Origin of the sequence: Paenibacillus sp. BC26, from assembly GCF_900116125.1 — a bacterium.
In the GTDB taxonomy this organism is placed as follows: Bacteria; Bacillota; Bacilli; order Paenibacillales; family Paenibacillaceae; genus Paenibacillus_Z; species Paenibacillus_Z lignilyticus.
Window position 1 is genome coordinate 342,741 of sequence record NZ_FPAD01000004.1, and the last position, 25,862, is coordinate 368,602.

Annotated in this window: 22 protein-coding genes; 1 reads left to right on the forward strand and 21 read right to left on the reverse strand. The window is 53.1% G+C overall.

The features are described 5' to 3' along the window. Positions 1-21 precede the first annotated feature (21 nt). From BM412_RS25105 to BM412_RS25175, 16 genes are all read right to left on the reverse strand, one after another. The gene (locus BM412_RS25105) at positions 22-1,395 is read right to left on the reverse strand and encodes a TolB-like translocation protein (RefSeq protein ID WP_177246079.1); all 1,374 of its coding nucleotides are present in this window, start codon (positions 1,393-1,395) and stop codon (positions 22-24) included. A gap of 146 nt (positions 1,396-1,541) precedes the next feature. After that, complete coding sequence (locus tag BM412_RS25115) at positions 1,542-2,423, reverse strand: NAD-dependent epimerase/dehydratase family protein (RefSeq protein ID WP_091224370.1); 882 nt, start codon at positions 2,421-2,423, stop codon at positions 1,542-1,544. A 116-nt stretch (positions 2,424-2,539) separates the two neighbouring features. Then, positions 2,540-2,827: a late competence development ComFB family protein gene (locus BM412_RS25120; protein WP_091224372.1), complete on the reverse strand. Its 288-nt coding sequence runs from the start codon at positions 2,825-2,827 to the stop codon at positions 2,540-2,542. 87 nt (positions 2,828-2,914) lie between these two features. Continuing rightward, complete coding sequence (locus BM412_RS32675) at positions 2,915-3,982, reverse strand: glycoside hydrolase family 76 protein (protein WP_256256581.1); 1,068 nt, start codon at positions 3,980-3,982, stop codon at positions 2,915-2,917. A 27-nt stretch (positions 3,983-4,009) separates the two neighbouring features. Further along, a complete protein-coding gene (locus BM412_RS32680; RefSeq protein ID WP_256256582.1) occupies positions 4,010-5,161 on the reverse strand; it encodes a glycoside hydrolase family 76 protein in 1,152 nt (383 codons plus the stop codon). Between the two features lie 13 nt (positions 5,162-5,174). Beyond that, positions 5,175-6,053 (reverse strand): carbohydrate ABC transporter permease, encoded by an 879-nt coding sequence (locus BM412_RS25130; RefSeq protein WP_371264861.1) that lies wholly within the window; start codon positions 6,051-6,053, stop codon positions 5,175-5,177. 68 nt (positions 6,054-6,121) lie between these two features. Further along, complete coding sequence (locus BM412_RS25135) at positions 6,122-7,009, reverse strand: carbohydrate ABC transporter permease (protein WP_091224376.1); 888 nt, start codon at positions 7,007-7,009, stop codon at positions 6,122-6,124. Between the two features lie 101 nt (positions 7,010-7,110). After that, positions 7,111-8,430, reverse strand: a complete 1,320-nt coding sequence (locus BM412_RS25140; RefSeq protein WP_091224378.1) for an ABC transporter substrate-binding protein — start codon at positions 8,428-8,430, stop codon at positions 7,111-7,113. 265 nt (positions 8,431-8,695) lie between these two features. Beyond that, entirely contained in the window at positions 8,696-9,868 is a 1,173-nt protein-coding gene (locus tag BM412_RS25145) for a GntR family transcriptional regulator (protein WP_091224380.1), read from the reverse strand. Between the two features lie 221 nt (positions 9,869-10,089). Next, positions 10,090-10,260 carry a hypothetical protein gene (locus BM412_RS32250; protein ID WP_177246080.1) on the reverse strand — a complete coding sequence of 57 codons (171 nt, stop codon included), beginning with the start codon at positions 10,258-10,260 and terminating at the stop codon, positions 10,090-10,092. 335 nt (positions 10,261-10,595) lie between these two features. Next, positions 10,596-11,369, reverse strand: a complete 774-nt coding sequence (locus BM412_RS25150) for a YwaF family protein (protein WP_256256583.1) — start codon at positions 11,367-11,369, stop codon at positions 10,596-10,598. Positions 11,370-12,824: 1,455 nt separating this feature from the next. Next, positions 12,825-13,709, reverse strand: a complete 885-nt coding sequence (locus BM412_RS25155; RefSeq protein ID WP_091224384.1) for a carbohydrate ABC transporter permease — start codon at positions 13,707-13,709, stop codon at positions 12,825-12,827. Positions 13,710-13,727: 18 nt separating this feature from the next. Beyond that, positions 13,728-14,585 carry an ABC transporter permease gene (locus BM412_RS25160; RefSeq protein WP_091224637.1) on the reverse strand — a complete coding sequence of 286 codons (858 nt, stop codon included), beginning with the start codon at positions 14,583-14,585 and terminating at the stop codon, positions 13,728-13,730. Between the two features lie 130 nt (positions 14,586-14,715). After that, the gene (locus BM412_RS25165) at positions 14,716-16,473 is read right to left on the reverse strand and encodes an extracellular solute-binding protein (RefSeq protein WP_177246081.1); all 1,758 of its coding nucleotides are present in this window, start codon (positions 16,471-16,473) and stop codon (positions 14,716-14,718) included. A gap of 173 nt (positions 16,474-16,646) precedes the next feature. Then, on the reverse strand, positions 16,647-18,254 hold the full coding sequence (locus BM412_RS25170) for a response regulator (RefSeq protein WP_091224388.1): 1,608 nt from the start codon (positions 18,252-18,254) through the stop codon (positions 16,647-16,649). Further along, the gene (locus BM412_RS25175) at positions 18,229-20,010 is read right to left on the reverse strand and encodes a sensor histidine kinase (RefSeq protein WP_177246082.1); all 1,782 of its coding nucleotides are present in this window, start codon (positions 20,008-20,010) and stop codon (positions 18,229-18,231) included. Before BM412_RS25175 ends, BM412_RS25170 begins: the two co-directional genes overlap by 26 nt. A gap of 262 nt (positions 20,011-20,272) precedes the next feature. Here BM412_RS25175 and BM412_RS25180 point away from each other — a divergent pair, with 262 nt between their 5' ends. Continuing rightward, complete coding sequence (locus tag BM412_RS25180; protein ID WP_091224392.1) at positions 20,273-21,292, forward strand: LLM class flavin-dependent oxidoreductase; 1,020 nt, start codon at positions 20,273-20,275, stop codon at positions 21,290-21,292. 63 nt (positions 21,293-21,355) lie between these two features. Here the strand turns inward: BM412_RS25180 and BM412_RS25185 are convergent, their stop codons facing one another. From BM412_RS25185 to BM412_RS25205, 5 genes are all read right to left on the reverse strand, one after another. After that, positions 21,356-21,775 carry an NUDIX hydrolase gene (locus tag BM412_RS25185; RefSeq protein WP_091224393.1) on the reverse strand — a complete coding sequence of 140 codons (420 nt, stop codon included), beginning with the start codon at positions 21,773-21,775 and terminating at the stop codon, positions 21,356-21,358. Positions 21,776-21,802: 27 nt separating this feature from the next. Next, positions 21,803-22,390 carry a hypothetical protein gene (locus tag BM412_RS25190; RefSeq protein ID WP_091224395.1) on the reverse strand — a complete coding sequence of 196 codons (588 nt, stop codon included), beginning with the start codon at positions 22,388-22,390 and terminating at the stop codon, positions 21,803-21,805. A gap of 69 nt (positions 22,391-22,459) precedes the next feature. Then, positions 22,460-23,530 carry a S66 family peptidase gene (locus BM412_RS25195; RefSeq protein ID WP_091224397.1) on the reverse strand — a complete coding sequence of 357 codons (1,071 nt, stop codon included), beginning with the start codon at positions 23,528-23,530 and terminating at the stop codon, positions 22,460-22,462. Positions 23,531-23,546: 16 nt separating this feature from the next. Beyond that, on the reverse strand, positions 23,547-24,422 hold the full coding sequence (locus BM412_RS25200) for an SDR family oxidoreductase (RefSeq protein ID WP_091224399.1): 876 nt from the start codon (positions 24,420-24,422) through the stop codon (positions 23,547-23,549). 26 nt (positions 24,423-24,448) lie between these two features. Continuing rightward, positions 24,449-25,423, reverse strand: coding sequence for a phosphotransferase (locus tag BM412_RS25205; protein WP_091224401.1), 975 nt, complete (start codon positions 25,421-25,423; stop codon positions 24,449-24,451). Positions 25,424-25,862: the final 439 nt, after the last annotated feature.

The window sequence follows — 25,862 nt, forward strand, 5'->3', positions numbered from 1 at the left end:
TTTCGTGCATATTCAGACTCACTATTTACCAAAAAATTTCAGCACTGAATTCCAATTCCATTGCTCATAGTAATTAGTACCGATATCGATGTTCTCGATCCATTGCACCGCCTTGTTCTCGCCTTGACCGGGAGGAGCAACGAGCACATTGGCCATGCTGCGGTTCGATCTCACCCAGCCAAGTCCGTCCGTTCCGAGCGATACCGGGCCAAAATCCCCGTACCCCTCAGCGCTCTTCGTGATCCGTTTCTGCCGTTCCCCATCCAATTTCACGCTCACCAGGTAAGGATAAGGCCGCTTCCCCGAGCTGTCCGTTCCTTCGCTCGCCTTTGCCCGGGAAACGACGATATCCACCGGACTGCGCCACGTGAAGTCCTGATCGACAAAGCCTGCCGGCGTAAAGTCATTTCTCGGCTGAATATCCGGAACTCTCGTCACGCGCAGCTGTTTGTTGGTCGTGGCTTCTCTGCCAATCCCACCGATATATGCCAGCTCGTCGCCTTGCGGAGACCATTGGATCCAATTGGCATGGTTCACCATCTGATCAACCGGCTTGAATACGGATCCGTCTGCTGCCAGCACACATAAGGTGTTGCTGTCGGCTGAGAGGGATGCGGTCGGAATAGCAAGGAAAGCCATCCATTTGCCGCTGGCCGACCACTTGAACACGCTTGTTCCGACGACAGGCAATTCATTTAGCTGCGATGGCAGCACATACAACTGCTTCGCTTGCACGGAGCCTGCTCCGGTCATATCCGGCTGCATCGCAAGCTGCATAATGCGCACGGGCGTCTGGCCGTTAAATGTTCCTTGCGTCGAAACCACGAAACCGGCACCGTCCGGCCGCCAAGCATAACTGCTCATATTCCCGATCGACGAGCTCACATCCACCGGCTTTGTCGCTTCCTGCTGATCTACCACATAGAGCCGCTGCTCCTCCTCGAATGCCAGCAGCAGTCGATTCGGCGACCATTTGTAATTGCGGCCGCCGTTCGCGGCAACCAGATGTTTCGCGCCTGTCGAAACCTCCAGCATCCACAGCTCATTGGATTGCTCCCCGGCGGCATAGGCAAGCCATTTCCCGTCGTAAGACCACTTCGGCGAAACAACATGCTCCGCTTGCGTAAGCTGTTTCTCATCGTCGACTACCTTCACCCACAACGCGCCGCCGCGCACAAACGCAGCCGTCAGCGGCGGTTTCTCCTGCGCCGGCACCGGCGCCTGCTCCTGCACCTGCTCTTGTGCCTGCTCTTGTGCCTGCACCTGTTCCTGCTCCTGCTCCGGTTCCGCCGCCCGCACGATAGTCCCATTCATCCCGATAAGCGAAGCACCAATCACAACCGTGAACAGCGCAGTCAACAGCCGGCTTCCTGCCGCTCGGCTTGTATATTTCATTCGACTCTTTGTCATATACCCTCCATCTACTCCTTCGTGTTCCGAAGTAGTATGGGCGGTTTTCCCAACTAATATGAGCCCCTGCATGAATAGAAAAAGCTGCCGAACATCGCAATCCCGCGACGCTCGGCAGCCATCATCATGATTTACTTCTTCTCCTGTGCGATACGCTCAATCAGCGGCGGCATCCAGTCCTGAAGCTCGCGGAACTTGTAGCCGGCTGCTTCAGCCTTAGCCGTATCCATATACCACGGCTCCGGTACGCCAAACGGCGAGCTGTGCTGCTCATCGCTTTCCAGCGCCACATAAGCCTGCTTACCCGTCGCCTTCTCAATCCATGCCACGATGCCGCCCGGTGAAATCTCCCCGCGTGAGCACGCATTGAACGGGCCGGTCTCCGTGTTGCGACCCAGCCAGTCCAGGAATGCTGCCGCTTCCTCCGCATCGATGAAGGACATGACCGCATCGGCATTCGGAATGCCAATCGGCAGCTCCTGCTGCACATGCTCTACATGAAAGTGCAGCCGTCTTGTGTAATCGTCGTCTCCGAGCACGATCGGGAAACGGACTGCTGCGACGGGGAACGCTGCCTGCTGGAAGAAAACCGCTTCGACCAACCGCTTGCCTTCTCCATAGTTGATTTCCGCAGGATAGGGCTGCGGAATTGCATACGTCGACGAATCAAAGAACGATTCCGACTTCCGCGGCTCCCCGAACGGATATACGCTTAACGTCGAGGTTACAATATATTTACCCGCGCGGTCTGCGAACAGCTCAACCGCCTCTTCAGCCTCCTTCGGCTTATAACAGATGTTGTCATATACGACATCGAAACGAGCCTCTCCGATCGCGGACGCCAGCGCCTCCGCATTCGTCCGATCCACCTGCAGATGCTGCACGCGATCACCGAATGGATGCTCCTGCGCGCCTCGGGTTACGATCGTAACCTGATCTCCCGCTTTCAACAGACGTTCCACCAGCTTCTTCCCAAAAAAACGCGTACCGCCCAATACCAGCACATGACGCATACCTTCCACTCCTTTGATAGCCGTATGTCTCTATCTTGCCATAGTTTGCCGCCTCTTCGCAAAAGCCGATCCTAAACAGAAAGCCACCCGCTCATGAAGAACGGATGGCCGCCACATTAATTATGTTTCGGTTTTAACTCGATCACCTTGACCGCTTCCGTGATCTCGCGCAATACATCGGACTGCTGCTGCGGATTCAAATAGTGGGCTTTAATATAAGCCTCTCCCTCTTGAGAGGAAGTGTAATGTGTAGGAAGATGGTTGAGTGATAAGAGCAGAATATCCAGCTTGCATCGGTCACAGCCACACTTGAGGATACCGGTCTTCACGTAATGCTCCTCCAATACAGCCTCCACAATCGGTTCCATGGCATTCAATACAGGCAAACTTCCGGAATAATTCATGCACACACTCCCATGCTAGTCTTTTGACATCCATTATACTGGATTTCGTTTCCTAGCACAGCGGAATTTTGCACCCCGTTCAACTACCTAGATGGCCTCGTTGATTACGGCCTCACGATCGCCCAGCTGCTCCAGTACAGCCAGCTGCTCCAGGAGCATAATTCCGCTAAGCTGCGTGCTCAACGTAACCCGCTCCGCAGGCTTCGAGCTCCAGTCCGTATTAAACACGCAGCGGTTCTCATCGCGGCCATGCTCCCAGAGCGATGCAGCGTTGCGCACCAGCAGCGGCAGCGCGGCGCCGAACGACGAAGGCACTTCCTTCGCAAGCTCGCCTAAATAGCGTACGAGAATGCCTTTGAACAGTCCGCCGTCACCGTCCTGCTCATCCGGAAGCAGCCCGCTACCGGCCTCAATCAGTTCCTTCTCGGAAGCAGCCGCAGTACGCATCGCATCCTCAAGGTAAGCTTGCTCTCCCGTGATCCGGAACAACTCCACCGCAGCGCCAATGAACACACCTTGGCAGTACGTAAACTTCCATTCCTTATCGATCGCGCCGTCGCCTTCCCGATTCATCCCGTCCCATACGAAGCCGTTGTCCGGGTTTACGAGATTGTGCTTCAGCCAGCTGTAAATCTTCTCGGCCCACTGCAGGTCCTCATCGCGTCCGAATTGCTTATATAAACGTGCCGCAAGAATCGCCGCCGGTCCATTAGCTGGCGTATTCTTGTAATCCAGCTGCGACTTCTGCCAAGCGATTCCGCCGCCCATATGGTCGTTCCAGCCGGTCTGAATATCTTCCCATAGCAGCAGTGCCGCCGCTTTATACTTCTCCACGCCCAGTGCCTTATACGCGCGCAGCCAAGCGATTGCCATCCACTCCATGTCGTCGTACAGCTCATTCGGGAACGCACCGCCATTGCGCGTCAGCAGCCCCTCGTAGATTTCCTCGAGCAGCAGCGCATACTTCGCATCCTGCGTCCGCTCATAGCCGTCAACCAGCGCATCTACCGCATGAGCCATCCACCAGTAATGAAAGATCGTATTACAAGCCCCATCGGGGCAAGGAATTTCAATATCAAACAACCGAATAGCAGGGTTCCAAAATAAGTCTGACAGCGCCTGCTGCGCCTCTTCCGCACGATTTTCCCATGTCATGGCCATCACTCTCCCGCTAATCCGAAGTTATTGTTTCTCTATCCGTGCCGCCTGCTCGAGCAGCATGACCGCACTTAACTGTGTACTCAGCTGTACGACCGTGTCCGGCGTTTGCGCCCAAGAGTTGCTGAACAGTACGTCGTCTTTCCCTTTGCCGTATTCCCATAAGCTATCCGCATTCGTGAGCAGCATCTCGCTGAGTTCCTTCTCCGACGGGTCCAATTCGATTAATTCGCCGATGTAGCGAACGAGCACGCCTTTGAATAACCCGCCATCCCCATCGCCCTCGGAGGGCAGCATCCCGGTTGCCGGCGACAAGAAGTCCTGCTTCAAATTAGCGGCCGTCTTGCGCGCATCGTCCAGATACGACGGCTCCTTCGTGATGCGATACAGCTCCACCCCCGCGCCGATATAGACGCCTTGTCCATAGGTGAATTTCCAATCCTTATCGACGACGCCGTCGCCTTGACGGTTAATGCCATCCCAGACAAGCCCTGTTGCCGGATCGACAAGCGTCCGCTTCTGCCAGTCGTACAGCTTCTTCGCCCAAGCCAGATCAGCCGCATCCTGCGTATGTTCGTATATACGTGCCGCCAATATGACCGCAGGCGCATTGGCCGGCGTGTTCTTGTAATCCAGCTGCTCTTTGCGCCAAGCAATCCCGCCGCCCATTTCATCGTTCCAGCCGGTCTGGATTTCCTGCCACAGCGCAAGCGCCGCCTGCTTGTACCGTTCGTCCTCGGTCGCGTCATAAGCCCTCAGCCATGCGAGCGCCATCCATTCCATGTCGTCATAATAATCGTTAATGAAGACCCCGGCGTTGCGGTCAAGAAGCCCCTGGTACAGCTTGCCCAGCTGCTCCTTATATTTCGTGTCCTCAGTCCGTTCATAGCCATCTACCAGAACATCTACTGCGTGCGCGAGCCACCAATAGTTAAACGGATCCGTACACAGCTGCGCGATGCAAGGAGCCGCATTGTTGAACAAGCCCCGCTTCTCATCCCAAAATGATTCCTCCAGCTCCTGCTGCGCCAGGTCTGCCCGCTCATTCCATACGGAGGCTGAGCCGCCTCCCGTCAAAGCGGTTCCCGCGCCGAGCCGCCAAGCTACCACCAGACCGGCAATAACAAGGATTGCCGCTGCGGTTATAAGGAGTGCGCTGGGTTTCATACGTTTCATTCCATTCACTCCCCTAACCTTTAACGCCGCTAAAGGCAATGCCTTGGACAAAATATTTCTGCAGCAGTAAGAACAGCACCAGTATCGGCAGGACAGCAATGAGCGCGCCGGCCATCATCGGCCCGAAATCGGTCTGATGGTTGTAGGAGAACGCTTGAAGCCCCATCTGCACCGTCGCTTTCTCGGGATCATTCAGAATGATCATCGGCCACAAGAAGCTGTTCCAGCCGGCTTGGAAAGTGAAGATCGACAGCGTCGCAAGCGCCGGCTTCGTCAGCGGCAGGTAGATGTTCCAGAAGATGCGGAACTCCTTGCACCCTTCGATCCGCGCCATCTCCATCATGTCCGAAGGCAGCGTCAGGAAGAACTGCCGCATGAAGAATACGGCAAACGACCCCGAAGCGCCTGGCAAAATAATGCCCCAAAATGAATTCAGAAACCCGTTGCCGCCTCCTCCGAGCAGGTCATTGCCGCCAATCAACGGGAAATGCTTCAGCACGTAGAAGCTTGGAATCATCGTCACAATGCCAGGAATCATCATGGCCGCCAGCAATATGCGGAAGAGCGGCTTGCTTAATTTAAAGTTCAGCTTCGCAAAGGCGTAACCGCTGATGGAGCCGAAGAACAAGTTCGCCAGCACCCCGGCAGCAGCCAGAAGGAAGGAGTTCCAGAAATACAATCCGAACGGAACGGTCGTAAACGCGCTCCTGTAATGTTCCAGCGTAAGCGTGGATGGAATCCACTTGATCGGCATGGAGAAGATCTCATCGCTTGGTTTGAACGAGGTGATGAGGCTCCAGAAGAAAGGCAGAAACATCATGACGGAGATCGTAACGGTCACGATGTAGAACAACACCGTTCCTACCGCTTTGCGAACGGAATAGGCGTTGATTGTGCCCGGCCCTTGATTCGGGGCGAGGCGGTTGATAACTTGCTGCTGCGCCATGCTTGCGCCCCTCCTTACACGATCGACTCTTCGGATTTGTTAACTCGCATATTGATGAACGAGAAGATTAGAATGGCGATAGCCAGGATGAAGGCTTGCGCCGAGGCATAGCCCATCTGCAATTGATTGAATCCTTGCTGATATATCAAGTAGACCGGTGTCTTGGTCACGTTGCCGGGACCGCCTTGCGTAAGCACGAAGGCTTGATCGAACAGCTGCAGCGCTCCGATGATGGACATGGTGCTGACGAGGAACGTGGTCGGACGAAGCTGCGGCCATGTGATGAAGCGGAAGCGGTCGAATGCCGTTGCCCCGTCCAGCTTCGCCGATTCATACAAGTAATCCGGTACGCCTTGCAGACCTGCGATATAGATGACCATGTTGGAGCCGACGCTCTGCCACAGCGTTACCATAATAATGGAGAACATCGCCGTTTCCGTCTGGGCCAGCCATGCCGGTCCAAGAATGCCGAAGTAACTGAGAATGTTGTTGATGAGACCGAACTCCGGGTGGAGCAGCCAAATCCAAACCGTAGCCGCAGCGACTGCGGACGTTAAGGTTGGCAAATAGTTCATGGTGCGAAACAGCTTCACGCCAAACCGTTTGAAGTTCAGGAGCAGCGCGAGCAAGAGCGAAATCAGAATATTTAAGGGGATAAAGATAACGGCGTAATAACACACATTCTTGAACGTTTGCCAGAACAGCACATCGTCCACCAGCCGCTTATAATTGTCGATGCCGACAAAGTCCATCCGGCTGACGACATCATAGTTGGTAAAGCTCAAATAGAGGGCCATTACGACCGGAATGACCGTAAATGCCAGAAACAACAGCATCGTCGGGGTAATGAAGAGGTACGCCGTTCTCGCCTGATGCCGATTCAGTTTGCCTATGGAAGCCATGGTTGCCGGTTCCTCCTTCCGCTTGCAGCGCGTAATGACAGCTTAAGGTGCAGAGAAGGGAGGTATCTCCCCCTCCCTTCTCGCAAGACCTATAAGCTTGCTTATTTTACAACAGCGTTATCCGATAGCAGCTGGTCGCCGCGCTGCTGTGCTTTCTTGAGCGTATCCTCAAGGCTTTGCTTCGATTGTTGGAACAATTGCAGGTTCGGTGTCAGCGCATCGCCTTCCATGACCGAGTAGCCTGCGTGCGTCGGACGGATCTTCGCGAATTCAAGCGTATCCAGGAACGGCTTCCAGAACGGATCGTCCTTGAAGAACGGATCTTCGAGCGCCGGCTTGTAGCCCGGAATGTTCAGACTTGTTTTGGCCCACAGCAGTGCATTGTCTTTGTTTGCCGTCCACCATTTGATGAATTCCCATGCTTCCGCTTGGTGCTTCGAACCCTCCGGAATGACAAGACCGAAGCCGCCCATTACGCTGCCTTTGTCCCCATTAGGTCCTGTCGGCGGAGGCGCAATTCCGAAGTCGAGGTCTTTGCCGTATTTCTTATACGTGCTCAGCATCCACGGACCTGTATATTGCATCGCCAGCTTGCCGGTTACGAATGCATCCGTTCCTTCGCCAAGCCCTTGCTCGAAGCCGACTTTATATACTTTATCGGTGTTTAGCAGGCGATCCCAGTATTGCAGAACAGCTTTGCCTTGATCGTTGTTAAAGTTGGTTTTCGTGCCGTCTTCGCTCAGCATCTGACCGCCTGCTTGCTGCAAGTACATGTTGAACAATCCGTTGTCGCCAAGGGAGAAGCCCGCTACTTCCAGCTTATTGCCGTTCCACTTGGTTGTCTTGATAGCAGCCTGCTCCAGCTCATCCCATGTAGCCGGCGGTTGATTGATTCCCGCATCGGCGAGCAGCTTCTTGTTATAGAAGAGTGCGCGTGCATCCACAGTGAGCGGCAGGCCATATAATTTATCTTGGAACGAGAGCTCTTTCAGCGCTTCACCGTAGAAATCATCCTTGCTAAGGCCGTCCTTCGCCATAAACTCATCTACCGGGTGAAGGACGTTCTTCGGTGCGTATAGGGAGGTTCTCCATCTGTCCCAGAACAGGATATCCGGGGAGCCGCCTGAAGTAGCAGCCGTTAGAAATTTCGTAATCATATCTTGCTGCAGGACATACTTGACGCGAATCTTGTCTTGCGCTTTGTTGAAGGCGTCTACCATGGTTTCAAACTGCTTTTGCCCTTCGCCGCCCCAATCGCCCCAAAATGTAAGTTCAACCGGTTCCGATGAAGCTGAATTCGAGCTGTTGGTTGCCGATGCGCTGTTAGTGGCATTCGTATTGTCGTTGCTATTGCTTCCGCATCCGGATGCCGCCCCGACAACTACCGCTGCAAGTGCCGTTAAAGAGATCCACTTTTTCACTATAACTGCCTCCCTTTTTATGTGCTTCTGATTGCCGCCAAGGGCTGCAGCCCTCGAAACCGCGGTTGATATTCCATTTATGAACCGCTTACATTTTTCATTATATTGGCATACAACTAGTATGTCAATATAAATATGTATAACATTTAATTAATGTTGTTATACTATATAATTTAAATGGTATATTAATAGAAAAAGCCTATGAACGATAGTTGATATCATTCATAGGCTATCATGTTTCATAGAGGGGCCATGATGAAGCTGGTTATCTTGTTCTTGATCTTGCCGGACCTGTAGAATCTCCCTGAATCAGCGTAGCCTCCAGCAGTGTTCGATTAGGCGGCGTGTAACCTTCGCGCAGCTTAAGCACATTCTCATAGGCGGTTTTCCCCATGCCGAACTGATTCTGCTGCAGATGGGTCAGCGGGAAGCCGCCGTTTATCTCCGGGCTGTCAAAACAAATGACGGAGATATCTCCGGGAACCGACAGCCCCATCTCGCTGGCAGCGCGAAGCGCAAGCTGCGCAATGTTATATTCGGTTGCGAAGATCGCCGTAATTTGCGGGTATTGGCGCAGGCGGGCAATGATTTTCTCAATATCCCGAATGCGGTTTTCTTCCGCGTTGCCCTGCGGCAGCGCCGACATAATATCATCAATCCACAGCTCGCGGTCAACCATGATGCCCTTCTCCGCATGCGCTTGAATGAAGCCCTCGATCCGATCCTCGATTGCCGTTGTATCCCTTGGCGGAGGCGTCAGGAAGGCAATGGATTTGTGGCCGAGCTCGAAGAGATAATTGGTGCCTTTGATGGCGGCCTTCACATTGTCGGTGCTGATCGAACCGGCAGATATGCCTTTCAGATGGCGGTCGATGAGTACGAACGGAAACTTCATGATAGCAAGCTTCAATATCTCCGCATTGAAATATTCCCCTTGCGCCGGGAAAATAATAAGTCCGTCTACGCCAAGCTCCAGCAAGCCTTGGATGGCTTCTTCCTCATAAGAGGGGATGCCGAAGGAGCGACGCAATACCAAGTAACTGTCATTCTCGCGGGATGCCTCTTCCATTCCATAGATAAGCCCCGTGCCGTAGCTGTCGGCAAAATCGGTAATGACAAGCCCGATCAGCAGCTTGCCACCCGTATTGCGCGGCGTCGTCTGCTGAAGATGGACTGCACCGCTTGCCGGCTTAGCTGCTGCCTTTTCCTGTGACTCGGCTACGAAGGAACCGCGTCCCGGCTGGCGAATAATATACCCTTCGCTCGCCAACAGCTCCAGCGCCTTCTTGCTCGTAATGCGGCTGACACCATGCTCATCGCCAAGCTCTTTCTCCGAAGGCACCCGGTCGCCAACCTCGTATTTCCGTTCTATAATTTGATCGCGAAGTGTTTCGAATATCTTCTCATACATCGGTTTGGATGCAGACTCGTTCGACATAGTTGAACCTCCATGAAATCACAATTGCTCCACCGCCTTAACCGACGACGGTTCGGTTCGAGCTTATTTTATACCAATATATCATGATATATGCGATTTGCCAAGATGGAATGATATATCGACTTCGCTGTGATGGACAAGGACAAAAAGAACTCCCCGCCGGTAGATAACGATCTACTTTGCGGGGAGTCCGGTTATATGTCATCTATGTATATTGCCGATTAGGTTGAAGCCACCACTAATTCTTGTTTGAGAAAGGCAATAAACCGTTTCGACTCTTCAAGCGTCAATTGCTGACCAAACTGCGTAAACTGAAACTTCTCCGCGATTTCATTGTCCGACAGATGAAGCTGATTTACAAGTGACTGGACTTCCTTGCTGATGGTTGTCATCTAATCCTCTCCCTCTTATGTATTAGCTAATCTGATCATAGCAGTAGAGTTTCAGATAACTATTAGAATTGTATAAGCCAATTATTAGGTTTGAGACCCCCTCTCCCCATACTTCACACACGCACGCATGCTAACGAATACTAGAAGCCTTATTTCAACCAAATAACGGGTTTTGAAATTTTAACGAATCCCAGAGGTCTTATTCGGTGTCAAAAGCACTTGTTTCGTTACAATTCGCCACAATAAGGCTCCTACGATTCGTTAGAATTATTAAATGACTAATTTCGCGCGAATAAGACCTGTAGGATTCGTTAGTGTGAAACGGGGCACCAACATCACTTCCTTTTCCACCTAACAAACGGCAGATACATCAGCGTGAATATGAGCAGCGCAATGATCTCTTCCACAGCCAAGTAGTATGGATACGGTCCCAACAAATCGAGCAAGGACGCCCCTTCCGGCTTGTGCCGAAGGAACATATAGTTGGCATCCAGCAAGTAATCCGTCCCTCCCACAACGACGAGGAGGACATTTAGAAAAATCATCGTAATCCCGATCGACTTCCAGGTTGGCCGATAGCCTTCAATCCAGGTCATATACAGCGGTGCGAGGATAATCGCGATATGAACTACGAAGAAGTGAAAGTAACGGAAATGCGGGAACGGATAATCCAGATCCGGTGTCAGCATCGCCTGCAGCGCCCCGCCAATTCCGGCGAAGAAGACGATTTGATACAAGAGTCGACTTCGTGTGATTAGCATGATTATAGCGAGCAATTGCGAAATACTGCATAGCTCGAGCGGCAGCGTATATTGGATATCCCACAGTCCCTGGTCCGCATACCAGTAGTAGAGGACAAGCTGAGGGACAAGCAGTCCCAGCAGAATAACATATCGGATCATCGTCCTGGCAGATGCTTGCAGCCTGATACTGTATTTATACCCGAACAGGAGAAGCGCCAACACTACCATTATAGCGAGCACCGCTATATGCGAGTTGGAGTAAGCGATGAAATGTTCCGTCGTATGACGCGAGAAAAATGAAGGTATGTCGCCCATCCCCTTTCCATGTAAAATGACACCTTGCTCATGGATATAATTAGCTGTCATTGCAGCTAATTCCTTCATGAAGCGTCGCGCGGGGTGCTCGACTTTTTGCGTGGGCGGGAGAGAAGCGAGCATTTTGGACGCTGAGAGTCGCGTTTTCCGACTCTCAGCTTATTTAGCCGGCCAAACGGAGGCGCATTCTGCGCTGAAAGTCGGATTTCCCGACTCTCGGCGCATTTTCGCGACCTTTTGGTTGCTGAGAGTCGCATTTTCCGACTCTCAGCTTACTTAGCCGGCGAAACGGAGGCGCATTCTGCGCTGAAAGTCGGATTTCCCCACTCTCGGCGCAATTTCGCGACCTTTTGGTTGCTGAGTCGCATTTTCCGACTCTCAGCTTACTTAGCCGGCGAAACGGCTGCGCTTTCCGGACTGAAAGTCGGATTTCCCGACTCTCGGCGCAATTTCGCGACCTTTTGGTTGCTGAGAGTCGCATTTCCCGACTCTCAGCTTACTTAGCCGGCGAAACGGAGGCGCATTCTGCGCTGAAAGTCGGATTTCCCCACTCTCGGCGCAATTTCGCGACCTTGTGGTTGCTGAGTCGCATTTTCCGACTCTCAGCTTACTTAGCCGGCGAAACGGCGGCGCTTTCCGGACTGAGAATCGGATTTCCCGACTCTCGGCGCAATTTTGCGACCTTTTGGTTGCTGAGAGTCGCGTTTTCCGACTCTCAGCTTATTTAGCCGGCGAAACGGCGGCGCTTTCCGGGCTGAGAATCGGATTTCCCGACTCTCGGCGCATTTTTGCGACCTTTTGGTTGCTGAGAGTCGCGTTTTCCGACTCTCGGCGCAATTTCGCGACCATTTGGATACTGAGAGTCGCGTTTTCCGACTCTCAGCATCCGTAGGCGGCGAAACGGCGGCGCTTTCCGGGCTGAGAGTCGGATTTCCCGACTCTCGGCGCATTTTTGCAACCACTTGAATGCTGAGAGTCTCATTTTCCGACTCTCAGCTTACTTAGCCGGCGAAACGGAGGCGCATTCTACGCTGAAAGTCGGATTTCCCGACTCTCGGCGCATTTTTGCGACCATTTGGATACTGAGAGTCGCGTTTTCCGACTCTCAGCTTATTTAGCCGGCGAAACGGCTGCGCTTTCCGGGCTGAGAATCGGATTTCCCGACTCTCGGCGTATTTTTGCGATCTTTTGGTTGCTGAGAGTCGCGTTTTCCGACTCTCGGCGCATTTTTGCGACCATTTGATGCTGAGAGTCGCATTTTCCGACTCTCAGCTTACTTAGCCGGCGAAACGGAGGCGCATTCTACGCTGAAAGTCGGATTTCCCAACTCTCGGCGCAATTTCGCGGCCATTTAAATGCTGAGAGTCGCATTTCTCAACTCTCAGCATACATAGGCGGCGATAGCGTGATACTTTCAGCAAAGCACCTCACCTCCTACATGAACAGCAAAAAGACCGCCGACACATACGATCGATCGGCGGTCTAGAGCCAAGCATCTCACCCACGCTATTCCTTCACGCTTCCAAGCACGATGCCTTTCATAAAGAACCGCTGCAGAAACGGATACACCATCAGGATCGGCAGCGCGCCGAGGAAGATCTGCGCCGCCTTGGCGGTCCGGTCGTTCACCTCGGTAAGCGACTTCATGTCCGCCGAGGACATCAGCGTCAGATCCCGGTTGATCACGACCGTCTGCAAGTAGCTTTGCAGCGGATAGTGATCCGGCGAGTTCATGAAGATCAGCCCGTCAAACCAGGAATTCCAATGGTTAACCGTGGCGAACAGCGTAATCGTCGCCAGCGCCGGCAGCGACAGCGGAAGGAAGATCCGCCACAAGGTCGTCCAGTGACCCGCGCCATCCATGAACGCCGCTTCTTCCAGCTCCTTCGGTAGGCCGCGGAAGAAGTTCAGCAGCAGAATCACGTTGAACACCGGTACGGCGCCGGGCAGGATCATCGCCCAGATACTGTCCATAATGCCCGTGTATTTGATCGTCATATAGAGCGGGATCAGACCGCCGCTGAATAGAATCGTAATGACGAACACCCAAGCATAGAACGTCCGCATCGGAAATTTCTTCGCTTCCTTCGCAAGCGGATAGGCAATCAGCACCGTAAGCAGCATGTTGACCGGAATACCGAGTCCGACCCGCTTCAAGGTAACGAGAATGGATTTGAAGAACGCCGGCTTATGCAGCACGTATTCATAGGAGCTTAACGAGAACTGCACAGGCCACAGCTTGACGTAACCGGCCTGGGCGGCCGCGCTTGAACTGAACGAAATCGCCAGGACATGTATGATTGGCAAAATACATAATATACCGAGACAGGCAAGAAAGACGTAGTTAAAGGATAGAAACATTCTGCGGCTAAACGTGTAATACTCCAGCACTCCCGCCCTCTCCTCTCATCAGAAAATACGATAATTGGCGAATCGATAAGCCAAATAGTAGGACAACGATATGCTGAGAAGCGAGACAACCGATCTAAACACGCCTACCGCCGTCGCAACCCCGTACTGCGCATCGATCAAGCCGATCCGATAGACGAAGGTATCGATGATATCCCCTGTCTCATACACCTGCGGGCTATATAAATTAAACACCTGATCAAACCCGGCGTTCAGCACATTTCCTAAGCTTAAGGTCATTAACAGAATAATAATCGGCGCCATCCCCGGCAGCGTCACATGCAGCGTCTGCTTCCATCTGCCCGCGCCATCGACGATCGCCGCTTCGTATAAGGTTGGATTAATACTCGTTAATGCCGCTAAATAGACGATCGTATTAAAGCCGAACTCCTTCCAGGTATCCGTGGCAACCAGCACATAACGAAACCAGTTATTATCCCCGAGAAAATAAATCGGCTCGATGCCGACCCACCCCAGCACTTGATTGACAATCCCGCTCGTCGGCGACAAAATATCGATGAGAATCCCGCCGAGAATGATCCACGACAGAAAGTGAGGCAAATAAACAACCGTCTGGATGCCGCGTTTGAATACTTCCTTACGTACCTCGTTCAGCAGCAGTGCAGTAACGATCGGCGCGATCAGGCCAGCAATGATTTTCATAATGGCGATGAGAATCGTATTCCAAACAATCTGCTTGGACTCCGGCATTTCCATCACGTAGCGGAAGTTATCGAATCCAACCCATTTGGAATTAATCACGCCTATGGCGGGCTTGAACTTCTCGAACGCAATGACAAGTCCTAACATTGGACCGTAGCTGTAAATCAGTATAAGGATGAGACCCGGCAAAATCATCAAGTGCAGCGGAAGCGTTCCACTCCAATTTTTCCGCAACAAAGCGTTCCCTCCCTGCCCTGCTTAGTCAAAAAACGGGGGAAGACGTCGCTTCCCCCGCCCAGCTTACCCTCATGCACCCTGCACGAGCTTACTTATTCTTCGCCCAATCGTTGACTTCTTGCGTAATTTCATCGCCGCCGAGTTTCTTCCACTCTTCAACGAATTTATCGAACGTATCGATCGAATCGCCCATGATGATCTTCGTGAACGTTTCCAGCTCTCTCTTCTGCAGGTTCGACTCTTTCTCAACCATGGCAGGCGTTGGAGCACCGTAGAACTCCGTCAGCTTGAGCGCTTTGCCGTTGACGTATTGATCAATGACTTTGAACGAGCCTTCTTTGCCGAAGATGCGCTCATACGCCCAGTTCAGCGGTTCTTTGCTCGATCCGTCCAGCCAAGAAGCGATTTTATCATGGTTATCCTTCTCTTCCGGATTAAGGGCAGAGGTATCTTTGCTGTCCAGCGCAGCCGTTACATGGAGGTAGATATCCAGGTTTTTACGAGCCGGCCATGCTTGGAACGGCATGTTTTTGAATTTCTCGAAGCCATCGCCCGTAAAATATTTCGCGTAATTCTCAGGCGTTGTCGTTTCGCCCCAGCCTGTTTCAACGAACAGATTGATCATTTTCAGCAGCGCTTCCGGATGTTCGGCACCCTTCTTGACGACAAAATATTGGCCGACAGAGAAGCCGACTTGCGGCGTAACCGGTTGATCATCTGCAGAGACGAGCGGATAGGACTGCCACTGCGCATTCGGATCCGTTTTCTTATTGTCTACGAGCGGCCACAGCGGATTCCACATTTGGCCGAACTGCATGCCGATTTTGTTCGAAGTCGTCAATTCCGCCTCTTTACCGCCGTCTTTAACGCCGAACTCTTTGTCAATCTGGCCCTTCTTGTAAAGCTCTTGCAGAACCGCCAGCGCAGTCTTCATCTCAGGCTGAATGCTGCCATAGACAAGATTGCCGCTTGCGTCTTTGATCCATGTTTTCGGATAGGCGTGGTAGCTGTTCAAGAGGCCTGTGATATCAGCGAAGCCGCCGTACAGGTCTTTGTTCATCGCGATGCCGTACGAGTCCGCCTTACCGTTTCCGTCCGGATCCTGCTTCGTGAATGCTTCGGAGATGGCAAGCACATCAGTCATCGATTGCGGCGGCTGCAAGCCAAGCTTGTCGAGCCAATCCTTGCGAATCCAGATCATACCCGCTCCATCCATGGAAGAGCCGGTGTTCGGGATCGCCATCAGCTTGCCGCCAAATGTGGCGGAAGCAAGTGCAGCCGGTCCGTCTTGATTGAGAATTTCCTTTAGGAAAGGCGATGCGTATTTCTCATAAATCGCGGTCAGATCTTCAAGCTCATCCGCTTCCTGCAGCTGCTTAAGCTGCTTGGCGTTTACCGGAATGAGCGCCGGCAAGTCGCCCGAAGCGATGGACACGTTCATCTTCTGCTCGCCTTGGCCGCCCGGCTGATCGCCGCTGACAACCCAGTCGTATTTCACGGTAATGCCAAGCTTCTCTTGGAGCGCTTGCGTCCACATGTTATTGTCGATCGTCTGACCTTCCATGAACTTGAACGTATCATTGATGACACGTACGCTCGTAATGTTGATCGGCGGATCATACTTGCCGAAGAACGGATCAGGCTCTGCCGCAGGTGCAGGCTCATTCGTATTGGCATTCGTATTGTTGCCCGTATCTGCCGTATTCGTCGATGTATTGGTTTGTTCATTCCCTGTGGAATCGGAAGTATTCTTGTTGTTGTTGTTATTCCCCGAGCTGCAAGCGGTTACAAAAACAAAAATAAAAGTCATAAGCAGAACCGCAGTCCATTTGAATGGCTTTCGCATTCCCCTAACCTCCCTTTTATTTTGCAAGCTTCCTACTCCTTCAGTATAGAATGACGGCAGTTTGCTTCACTATGGAACAATCTATAGATTCGTGGTCTCCTATATAGGTAATCGCACAGAAGCGGGGACAGGCGCCTGAAATTCTGAAAACCTGCCCCCTTCGGCGCAGACTGTTATTCCCTTGCCCGATATTCCTGCGGAGTGAGCTGAATCCGTTTCTTGAAGAAGCGGATAAAATAACCCGAGGTCTCGAAACCGACCTTGTCGGCAATCTCGTGAATTTTGAGCGGGGTCGCAGTTAACAGCTCTTTCGCCTTCTCCAGACGCAGCTCGGCGATGTATTCGGACAGGTTCGTACCTGTCTGCTGTTTATAGAGAACCGACAGGTAGGCAGGGTTAAGGTAGACAATCTCGGATAAGCTCGTAAGCGACAGATCGCCGGCCAAATTCCCCCGTATATATTGATGCAGCCGCGCAATCAGCTGGTGAGTCCGTTCATGCTGGATGGATTTGCGCCTTGCATAGATTGTGGATGTCGTCTGAAGCAAGTACCTCAGCGCAGCCTCGCGCGATTGATGGGCGGAGAGGTTCATCAGTCCATCCATAATTGCGGTTTCCATGCGGCCTTCGCCACCCTGCGTCAGTTGACTGAGCAGGAGATTGGCAATGGCATAGTAGACAAGCGCATATTCGGCATATTGAGTAGGCAGCGCGGTATAGCTCTTAATCGCTTCAGCGAAAGCCTCTTCGGTACCATCCTCCAGCAGACGCTCCAGCTGCAGCGTAATTGTTCGCAGCGGCGGCAGGGCAGCCTCAGGAGCGATTCCCTCCTCACGCTGATCTAAGATCAGCAGCATCCGATCCCGTGTACCGAGTCCGACGACCAGCCTTTTCTTCATCTGCTCGTATACGCGCGGCAGCTGCTCCCAATCCTCGGTCTGTGCGCCGCAAATAAGCGATACAGGCAGGTGAAGCAGTCGATCGCAGGTTTGCTGGATCGATTCCATCGTGCCCTGTACGAAGCTGACAGTGTCGCGCCAAGTCTCGCTTTGCTCGCCGGTTTCCGCCGAAGGCTGCAGGAGGCAAACAAAGTGGTGCATATCCGTGCTCGCGGTGAATACGGCTAACGGCGCATAGTACTCCGCGGCAATATTTTGGACGGCATAGAGCATTAAAGCTCGGTCGTGATAGCTGCCTTCGCCCCAGCGGTCGATCCGTCCGATGAGCGCAATGACCGGCGCATCGCCGCGCAGCGGAATATGCAGCTCCTGCAGCTTCTCTTCCGTCACCGCAGGCTGCGCCGCATTCGACTCCAGCACAGCCATCAGCCAATCTCGGTGCAGCAAGGGCAGCGCGCGGCTCAATTGGTCTTTGGCCTGCAGCATAAATTGCTGGCTCTGCGACTCTGCGGCCAGACTATCAATCGCCTTGCGAATGCTGCGAATGATCGCCTCGTCGCCTTCGGTTTTGAGAATATAGTCAATGGAACCTGTCCGAATGGCAAGCTGGGCAGTTTCCAGGTTATGAATGCCGGTGAGGAAAATAACCTTGCAGCGCGGCCACTGCGCCACAATCCGCTGCTGGAGCTCAAGTCCGGTCATGCCCGGCATTCGCACATCGCTAAGCACGATGTCAATCTTCGTCCGCGTCAGCCACTCGAGCGCTTCCTCCGGGGAATACGCGCGATAGATGTCCAGCTCCAAACCCGGCGTGTCCTCGATCATTTCATAGAGGCCGTCCACCGTGAATCTCTCATCATCCACAATCAATAAGCGGTTCATCCTTCGTACCCGCCTCCCTCGGAATCGTCATCGTCACTTTGAGGCCTCGTTCCTCCCCCAAACTGAGCGTCAAACCGCCGCCCCCGTACTTGATAATAATGCGCCGGTGGACATTAAGCAGACCGGTATGCTCTGTAGGCTGCGCTTTGTCGAGCAAGCTTAATTGCAGCTCGCGCAGCTTCTCCTCATCCATGTTTTCCCCGTTGTCGGTTATGGAAATCTCGATCGCTCCGGGTTTCGTGCTGAACCCGACTGTTATTAAACCATTCCTTCGCTTATGCTCCAGGCCATGGTTATAAGCGTTCTCGATGATCGGCTGAACGATGAGGCGAGGAACCGGGAACGCGCGCAGCTCCTCAGGCACCTCTTCAAACTCCACCATAATCCGCTCCGAGAAACGGATCGATTGAATTTCCGCATACGTACGGGCATGATGAATCTCGCTTGCGAGCGGCACCTCATCCGAGCCGTCGCGCGTAATGTATTGAAAATATTCACCCAAATGCTTCGTGAAATAAATAACGTTATCATGATCCCGCTGCTGTGCCATCCGGTACAGAATAAAGTAGCTGTTGTACAGAAAATGCGGATTGATCTGCGACTGCAAATGACGCAGCTCTGCCAGACGGGCCAGGTACCGCTGCTCATACACTTCATGGACAAGCACATCAAGCTGCTTCACCATGCCGTTAAACTGTCCGTACAGATAACCGAACTCATCCTGCAGCGGATAATGGACCTCCAGATTGAACTGCCCTTGCTCGATGCGCCGGAATGACCGGACGAGCCGTTTTAACGGTTGATGAATAATGAGGTAAATACTGTAGGAGAACAGCAGCACCAGGAAGACCGACATGGCAGAGAGCACGTAGAACCAGAATCGGTAGACCTGCAGCGATGCATTCACTTTGTTCGCAGGCACATACATGAGCAAGGTCATGTCGAGCCGCGAAGAATGGTTGGAGACCACGAGATACGACTCGTCCTTCCATTCCACCGACTGCAGCTTGCCTTCTTCCGTCGCTGCTTCCTCGTGCTGAAAATCATGAATGAGTTCTTCGTCCACTGCGTCGGAACCGCCGGTAATGAGAAATGGCTGCTTGTTCCCAACGAGCGCCGTATGCCCGCCTTCATTCGTAAACTCCTGCAGCACCTTGCTTAATTCAGGCCGCGAAATTTCAATGGCAAGGAGGAAGACCGGACTTCTTCGGCTTGAGATAGCCGGGTCGGGATATGGAATACTAATGAAGATCCGATCCTTCCACAAAAGAAAAGGAGACTCGAACCGATTCGTCGACTTGCTCAGGGCGACGAACTGCGCTTCATCAAAGTTTCCGATGACGTTGGCATTCGCAGACACGGTACGGTTCATGGCGGGGATGAAGGCAATGGCATTATTCACGAACTTACTGGATTTCTGAAGGGCATCCAGACGGCTCTTGAGCCGAAGCTGCGCCTGCATCTTCTCGATTTCCGACATCACCTCGGAGGAGGAGGACAGTTTAAGCAAATCATCGTCATTGACATATTCCTGCAGCTGCCGAATGGCGCTGTCGATATCGAATTCCAGCATGTTCATATATAAGGAGGTCCGCGATACAAGGGAGTCTGTGATTTCTTTCTGGACGTGGGAGGAGCCGGTTTCGTTCATTTTCCAGCTGATAATGTAGAGCGGTGTAAGTGTAACAAGGAAAGTGAGGACAAGCTTGGGCAAAATAGACAGCGAAGCGATACGTTTCAGGATATTCAGCAGCATTGCCACCCCCGGCATAGTAGTTGCTTCTATCAGGCAGGAAACGCTCCACCTATGATGGGCAGGCATGGATGACTGGATCAGGAGGCGTATCCTACATAATTCTCCACATATCGCCAATTACCTCCCCGACCCATTGATGTATAATCGTTATTAACTTGTAATAAGTTAGCAGCTTGAATAAACTCCGAGGATGTTCCATAATAAAGAGATCAACGACGCACCACGCACACAAATTACGAAGAAACAGGAGGTCATGTTAACAATGACTGATTCCATAAAAGTTCCTCTGTCTGTCTTAGACTTAGCATCGGTTACCGATGTCGGCACGCCGGCGGATGCGTTCCGCAATACGCTGGACCTCGCGCGCCACGCCGAGCGGCTTGGCTACAACCGCTATTGGCTTGCCGAGCATCATAACATGGCGGGCATCGCAAGCTCTGCCACCTCGGTCGTCATCGGCTACGTTGCCGGCGGCACGAAGCGAATTCGCGTCGGCTCCGGCGGCATCATGCTGCCGAACCATTCGCCGCTTGTCATTGCCGAGCAATTCGGCACGCTGGAGTCGATGTACCCGGGCCGCATCGACCTTGGCCTTGGCCGCGCACCCGGCTCCGACCAGACGACGGCTCGCGCGCTTCGCCGCGATCTGGCTTCGAACGGGCAGGAGTTCCCGGAGCTGCTTGCCGAGCTGCGCGCCTACTTCCATCCGCCGGCAGATGCCTTTAGGCCTGTCCGCGCAACTCCGGGCGAAGGCTTGGATGTGCCGATCTGGCTGCTCGGTTCAAGCGGCTTCAGCGCGAAGCTGGCCGGCGAGCTTGGCTTGCCGTTCTCGTTCGCGAGCCATTTTGCGCCGGAATATCTCATGCCGGCCATCCATCTCTATCGCAGCAGCTTCCGCCCATCCGAGGCGCTCGCGAAGCCATATGTCATGATCGGCATCAACATCGTTGCCGCCGATACCGATGAGGAAGCAAGCTTCCTTTCGACTTCGCAGCAGCAGCAATTCCTCAGCCTCATTCGCGGCCGTCCGGGCAAGTTGAAGCCGCCGATCGACAACATGGATGAGCTGTGGATGTCGCATGAGCGGGATGCGCTGCAGTCTAAATTCAAGTATGCGATTACCGGCAACAAAGCAACCGTGGCCGCTCGCCTGCGTGAAATTTTGAGCGAAACGATGGTCGACGAACTCATCGTTACTTCTCAAATCTATGATCATGCCGCGCGTCTGCGGTCTTATGAGATCGTGGCCGAAGCTGCCGGGCTGGAAGGCTCTGCGGACTAAAACATTGGATCAAAAACGCCCTTTACTCGGCCGCTGCTTAGCGGGACTAGTAAAGGGCGTTTATTATTGCTCATCCATCGCAAGAACCTTGCTCATCTTAACCTGCTCCAGCATGTGCCCGATATTGCCTTCGCCGGCATAGAGCGACATGTCGAAGAAATCATGATGCAGCTCCGACCAATAAAGTTCATTCTCATCGCCTGCGACTTCGACATCACGCTTCAATTTGCCCGCATAAACCTCCACGTAACAATCCTGCAGATAATAGGTGAAGTCCATGACATGATGCAAACTGACATCCTCCGCAGAGATGCCGGTTTCTTCCGCCAGCTCGCGATAAGCCGCTTCTAACCCCGATTCGCCGGGTTCGATTTTGCCGCCTACCAAATTGCTTAATCCCTTATACGGTTCTTTCAGTCGTTTGCACATGAGCAGCCGTTCCTCGTTCTCGCTGTAGATCATCAACACGTTATATCCCTGCAAACCCAAGCGCCCTCCCACCGGACTCCTTTATTGAAAAGAAACCTTCTTCGTCGCTATAGCCTTGCCATCCTGACCGGCAGCTTCCATTGTAAGTTCTCGATCCGCAATCCGCTCATCCGCCAGCGCATACCAGAGTCGGAGGGGTTGGGTGTCTACGATTGTCGCTTTCGTCAGCACCTGGTTATCTCCATCCTGAAAGGTAACGTTTATGGACCCGATGCGATCATCGCTGATAACGCCATAGAGCATCGTCGGTAACAGTGCGATTTCGCCGGTAAACCCGTCATCCGCGAGGTAGGCTTTAATGCTGCCATACTCGGCCGACTGCTTGGTTACCCACTTGCCAAACATATTTTTCTTCAATAATCCGTATCCCATATCGGTTACCGCAAGGTCCTTGGTTGCACTTACCGCCTGTTCCTCCGGCACGCTCAAGTAGAACGCCAACGTATCCTGATTTACTTCCGTTTGGTACAGGAGCTGCACCTTCTTGATATGGCCCTTATTGAGCACTTCCTCCACGGTTGAGCTGTTGCGCGTGCCCATGAAAGTATTGAGCAGAAGCAGCACGAGCACTGCACCCAGCACATAGTAGATCCTCTTGCCTTTAAACATCCCAACTTACTCCTTCCGAAGCTTCCTCACACTGAATGTTGTTCGGTAGCTTCCCCACTGCTCGTCTTCCTATACAAAAGATTGCTTAACCGTCCCTTTGCCCGCTTCCACTTCGATTTCCGCATAAGCGCCATTAATCAACGTAATCTGCGGCGGTACATGTCCGCAATCGATATCGACGATAATTGGCAGCCCGAGCTCAGCGGCCAAATCGCTATACACGTCATCAATGGTGTAGTTCTCTACCGGCTTGTTGGCAGGACTGCGTCCGAACAGAATGCCGGAGCAGTTCTCGAACCAGCCCGCCAGCTTCATCTGAACCAGCGAGCGGCGCACATCCGCCGTGTTCAGCTCGCAATTCTCGAGCACCCACACGACCGGCTCCCCGGGGATGTATTGCTCTCTGAACTGCCGAACATCACCGTACGGCGTGCCGATCAGATGCCGAACGACATCGATGCAGCCCGCAAGCATTCTTCCTCGCATGACTGTTTTGCCGCTGAACCGCCCATCGCTCTCGCCGCCGGGTGATTCAATCTCGCCGCTTGGCAGCACTTTGCGCCAATAGGTCGGTTCCGTCAGGTTGAACACGTTCGGATTGTCGTTCACCCAGTCCTTCTGATAATGCAGCGAGGACCGCTGCACACAGGATTCGCCGGCCTTGGTGGAGAGAACGGTCTGCCACATTGCCGTCGTCTCATCCGGCGCTTCTCCTCTGAGGTCTACAATATTCGTGCCATGCGCCGTGGCGATTCCCGTCTTGAGCGTGATGGCAAGCAGCAGCACGCTTAGATCGGAATACCCCAGCACCCATTTGGCCGGCAGATGATCAAAGTCTACCTGATCGACCATCTCAATTAACAATTCGCCGCCCCAAGGCGGAATGATCAGATCGACTCCGGTGTCTTGTATCATCGTATTAAACTCTTGTGCTCGCACGGCTGCAGGAGCGGATTTCGCTTTATTTTGCGTATAGGTGGTCGCTCCGTACTTAACGATGAAGCCTCTCGCTCCAAGTCGTTCGCTAACCTGCTCCAACAGCCCGTGTGCCGCCGGATCCACACCGGACGAAGGCGCCGTAACCCCAATTGTCGCTCCATCCGCCATCCAAGGATATTGAATCGATTGTATCGTCCCCATGCTCCGCTCCCCTTTATTAAGTTGAATAGGTGAACCCCGTCGCTTGCTCGCTCCATGCCCAGAATCGGCCGGCCTCTTCATCCGATGCCGCCAGGTTCGAAACCGCAAGAGGCTTCAGCTTGTAGAAATAATCACCGGACTTGCCGCCAATCTCCGTTTCCGCCGCACTCGCCAGAAACACGGCTGTCGCCGAACCCTGCTCCGCCGTCAGGAAGAACGGCCGCATCAGCTTATGAACAAGACCGCCAAACCCCGTGTTCCGGTTCACCCCGATATCGGTCGACACGACTCCCGGATGCAGCGCATATACCGGAATGCCGGTTCCGCTTAACTTGCGCGCAAGCTCCTTCGTGAACCAGATATTCGCGATCTTCGAGCGACTGTAGGCGCGCCATACCGTGAAGCTCTTCGTCATCCCCGGATCCGCATAGTCCATCGTACCGATCTTATGTGCACCGGAGGATACGTTGACGATTCGCCCCGATTGGCTCTGGCGCAGAAGCGGCAGCAGCAGTCCCGTCAGCAGAAAATGCCCCAGATGGTTTACGCCTAGCTGCCGCTCGAAGCCCTCTGCCGTTTCTTCCCGCTTCAGCGTGATGATGCCCGCGTTGTTAACCAGCACATCGAGCCGGCTTGTCCGGCTTGCCAGTTCCGCCGCGGCCTCTCGGATGCTCGCGAAGGAAGCCAGGTCGCACAGCAGCAGCTCCGCATCCTCGCGACCGGATTTGCGGTTCACATAGTCTACTGCCGCCTGCCCTTTCTCCCGATTGCGCGCGAGCAGAAATACCTTCATGCCGTGCTCCGCCGCAAGCAGCGCGGCCGTTGCCCGTCCCATACCGCCGCTTGCGCCGGTCACCAGCGCAATCCGCCGTGAACGATTATTGTTCGTCATTTACGAGCCACTCCTACTTTATGGGATTATGATTGCGTAATTAGCCTATCGATGCATTGCTCGAGATTGTCCAACGTTTCCTTCAACTGCTCCTGCAGCTGTTTGATGGACCATTTGCCGTCAACGCCTGCGAGACGCCGCAGATCGCCATCGATCAACAGCACCATCCATAGCGAGAACAGCGCCGTGAATAAGTAATAGCCCCGCTTGAATGAATCTGCATCCAGCTTGATTCCATGATTCGCACTATGCAGCAAGTATCGATTCAACAGCTCTTCGCGCAGCTCTGAAGTCATGGCTTTCGGGAACACGGGATGCGTGGAATCGATCAAGTGATACAGGTCCCAGTAGCGGCTGTTTAGATGCGCATGCTCCCAATCGAGCACGCTGACAGCCCCCTTCACCCGTGCGTAGTTGCCCAGGTGCAGGTCGCCGTGCGAAATCACGTTTCTTGCCCAGTATTGAACAATGGATTCCGATTGCATCAGCGGCTCCAGTTGATGAAGGACTGACTCCGCATCTTCGAACCTAGTCGCGAGAGCATCCAGCAGCTCATTGCGGCGATCCATCACCTGCATCGCAATATCCTCGATGAATGGCTTCGGCCCAATGAGCCGTTGCTGCTGCAGGTGTTCCGCACGCAAGGCATGCCACCACGCCACATGCGCGATGAGTTCAAGCGCGGCGTCCTCTTCGAATTTGTGTTCAAGAGGCCCCAGATCTTCGAACAGCTGCCAGCTGCTTTCACTAGCCGCAAGCCCCGATCCCGCCAACAGCTGCGGATAAATAACAGGGAAAGACATCCCCTTCAATATATGTTCATACACCCAGGCCTCTTGCCCAAGCTGACTCTCATTCGTTAACGGCTTGAAAATATAACTGTCATCGGGCGACACATAGACGCGCTCCACACACTTGCCATTCGTGCCGGTATAGAGAACATCTCTTCTCCAGATTCGTCGATCATCCAGCGTTCCATCCGGCCGTACAATTTCCTTCAACGCGTGCCACCTCCTGTTCCCCGGGAAACAAACATTCCCATATAACGCCTATTGTACATGGAAAACGAGGCAGATGAAACGACCATCCGTACGATATAGCCGGAAGAAGTAAGCCTCTCTGAATGGAGATATGCCGACCGGGGGCCGGCGGTCACCCACCATAGTGGCACAGCCTCAAGAATGATGCGCTTTGTGCAACATTTCTTGCCACTTTCCACTCTATTGTTGGAAATGATGCGCAAAGTGCAACTCTTTCCGTTCACTATACCTGCTTGGAGCCCCTTCGCTCAGAAATGTTGCATTTCCAGCAACATCAGTTACTTTACGACCCTCTTCATGGCCAATTTGTTGCAGTTGATGCAACAATTGCTCACTCCCAAACCGCACCAGCCAAAATCAAAAAAGGACGGTTTCAAAAGTCGTCCTGCACACTTTTGAA

Coding starts and splice junctions, on each gene's coding strand:
- BM412_RS25120 (WP_091224372.1), bottom strand. CDS start 2,827: ATGAATTATTCCGGAAGTTTGCCTGTATTGAATGCCATGGAACCGATT.
- BM412_RS25180 (WP_091224392.1), top strand. CDS start 20,273: ATGACTGATTCCATAAAAGTTCCTCTGTCTGTCTTAGACTTAGCATCG.
- BM412_RS25105 (WP_177246079.1), bottom strand. CDS start 1,395: ATGAAATATACAAGCCGAGCGGCAGGAAGCCGGCTGTTGACTGCGCTG.
- BM412_RS25195 (WP_091224397.1), bottom strand. CDS start 23,530: ATGGGGACGATACAATCGATTCAATATCCTTGGATGGCGGATGGAGCG.
- BM412_RS25115 (WP_091224370.1), bottom strand. CDS start 2,423: ATGCGTCATGTGCTGGTATTGGGCGGTACGCGTTTTTTTGGGAAGAAG.
- BM412_RS32675 (WP_256256581.1), bottom strand. CDS start 3,982: ATGACATGGGAAAATCGTGCGGAAGAGGCGCAGCAGGCGCTGTCAGAC.
- BM412_RS32680 (WP_256256582.1), bottom strand. CDS start 5,161: ATGAAACGTATGAAACCCAGCGCACTCCTTATAACCGCAGCGGCAATC.
- BM412_RS25165 (WP_177246081.1), bottom strand. CDS start 16,473: ATGCGAAAGCCATTCAAATGGACTGCGGTTCTGCTTATGACTTTTATT.
- BM412_RS25200 (WP_091224399.1), bottom strand. CDS start 24,422: ATGACGAACAATAATCGTTCACGGCGGATTGCGCTGGTGACCGGCGCA.
- BM412_RS25150 (WP_256256583.1), bottom strand. CDS start 11,369: ATGACAGCTAATTATATCCATGAGCAAGGTGTCATTTTACATGGAAAG.
- BM412_RS32250 (WP_177246080.1), bottom strand. CDS start 10,260: ATGACAACCATCAGCAAGGAAGTCCAGTCACTTGTAAATCAGCTTCAT.
- BM412_RS25175 (WP_177246082.1), bottom strand. CDS start 20,010: ATGCTGCTGAATATCCTGAAACGTATCGCTTCGCTGTCTATTTTGCCC.
- BM412_RS25190 (WP_091224395.1), bottom strand. CDS start 22,390: ATGTTTAAAGGCAAGAGGATCTACTATGTGCTGGGTGCAGTGCTCGTG.
- BM412_RS25170 (WP_091224388.1), bottom strand. CDS start 18,254: ATGAACCGCTTATTGATTGTGGATGATGAGAGATTCACGGTGGACGGC.
- BM412_RS25135 (WP_091224376.1), bottom strand. CDS start 7,009: ATGGCTTCCATAGGCAAACTGAATCGGCATCAGGCGAGAACGGCGTAC.
- BM412_RS25145 (WP_091224380.1), bottom strand. CDS start 9,868: ATGTCGAACGAGTCTGCATCCAAACCGATGTATGAGAAGATATTCGAA.
- BM412_RS25160 (WP_091224637.1), bottom strand. CDS start 14,585: ATGATTTTGCCGGGTCTCATCCTTATACTGATTTACAGCTACGGTCCA.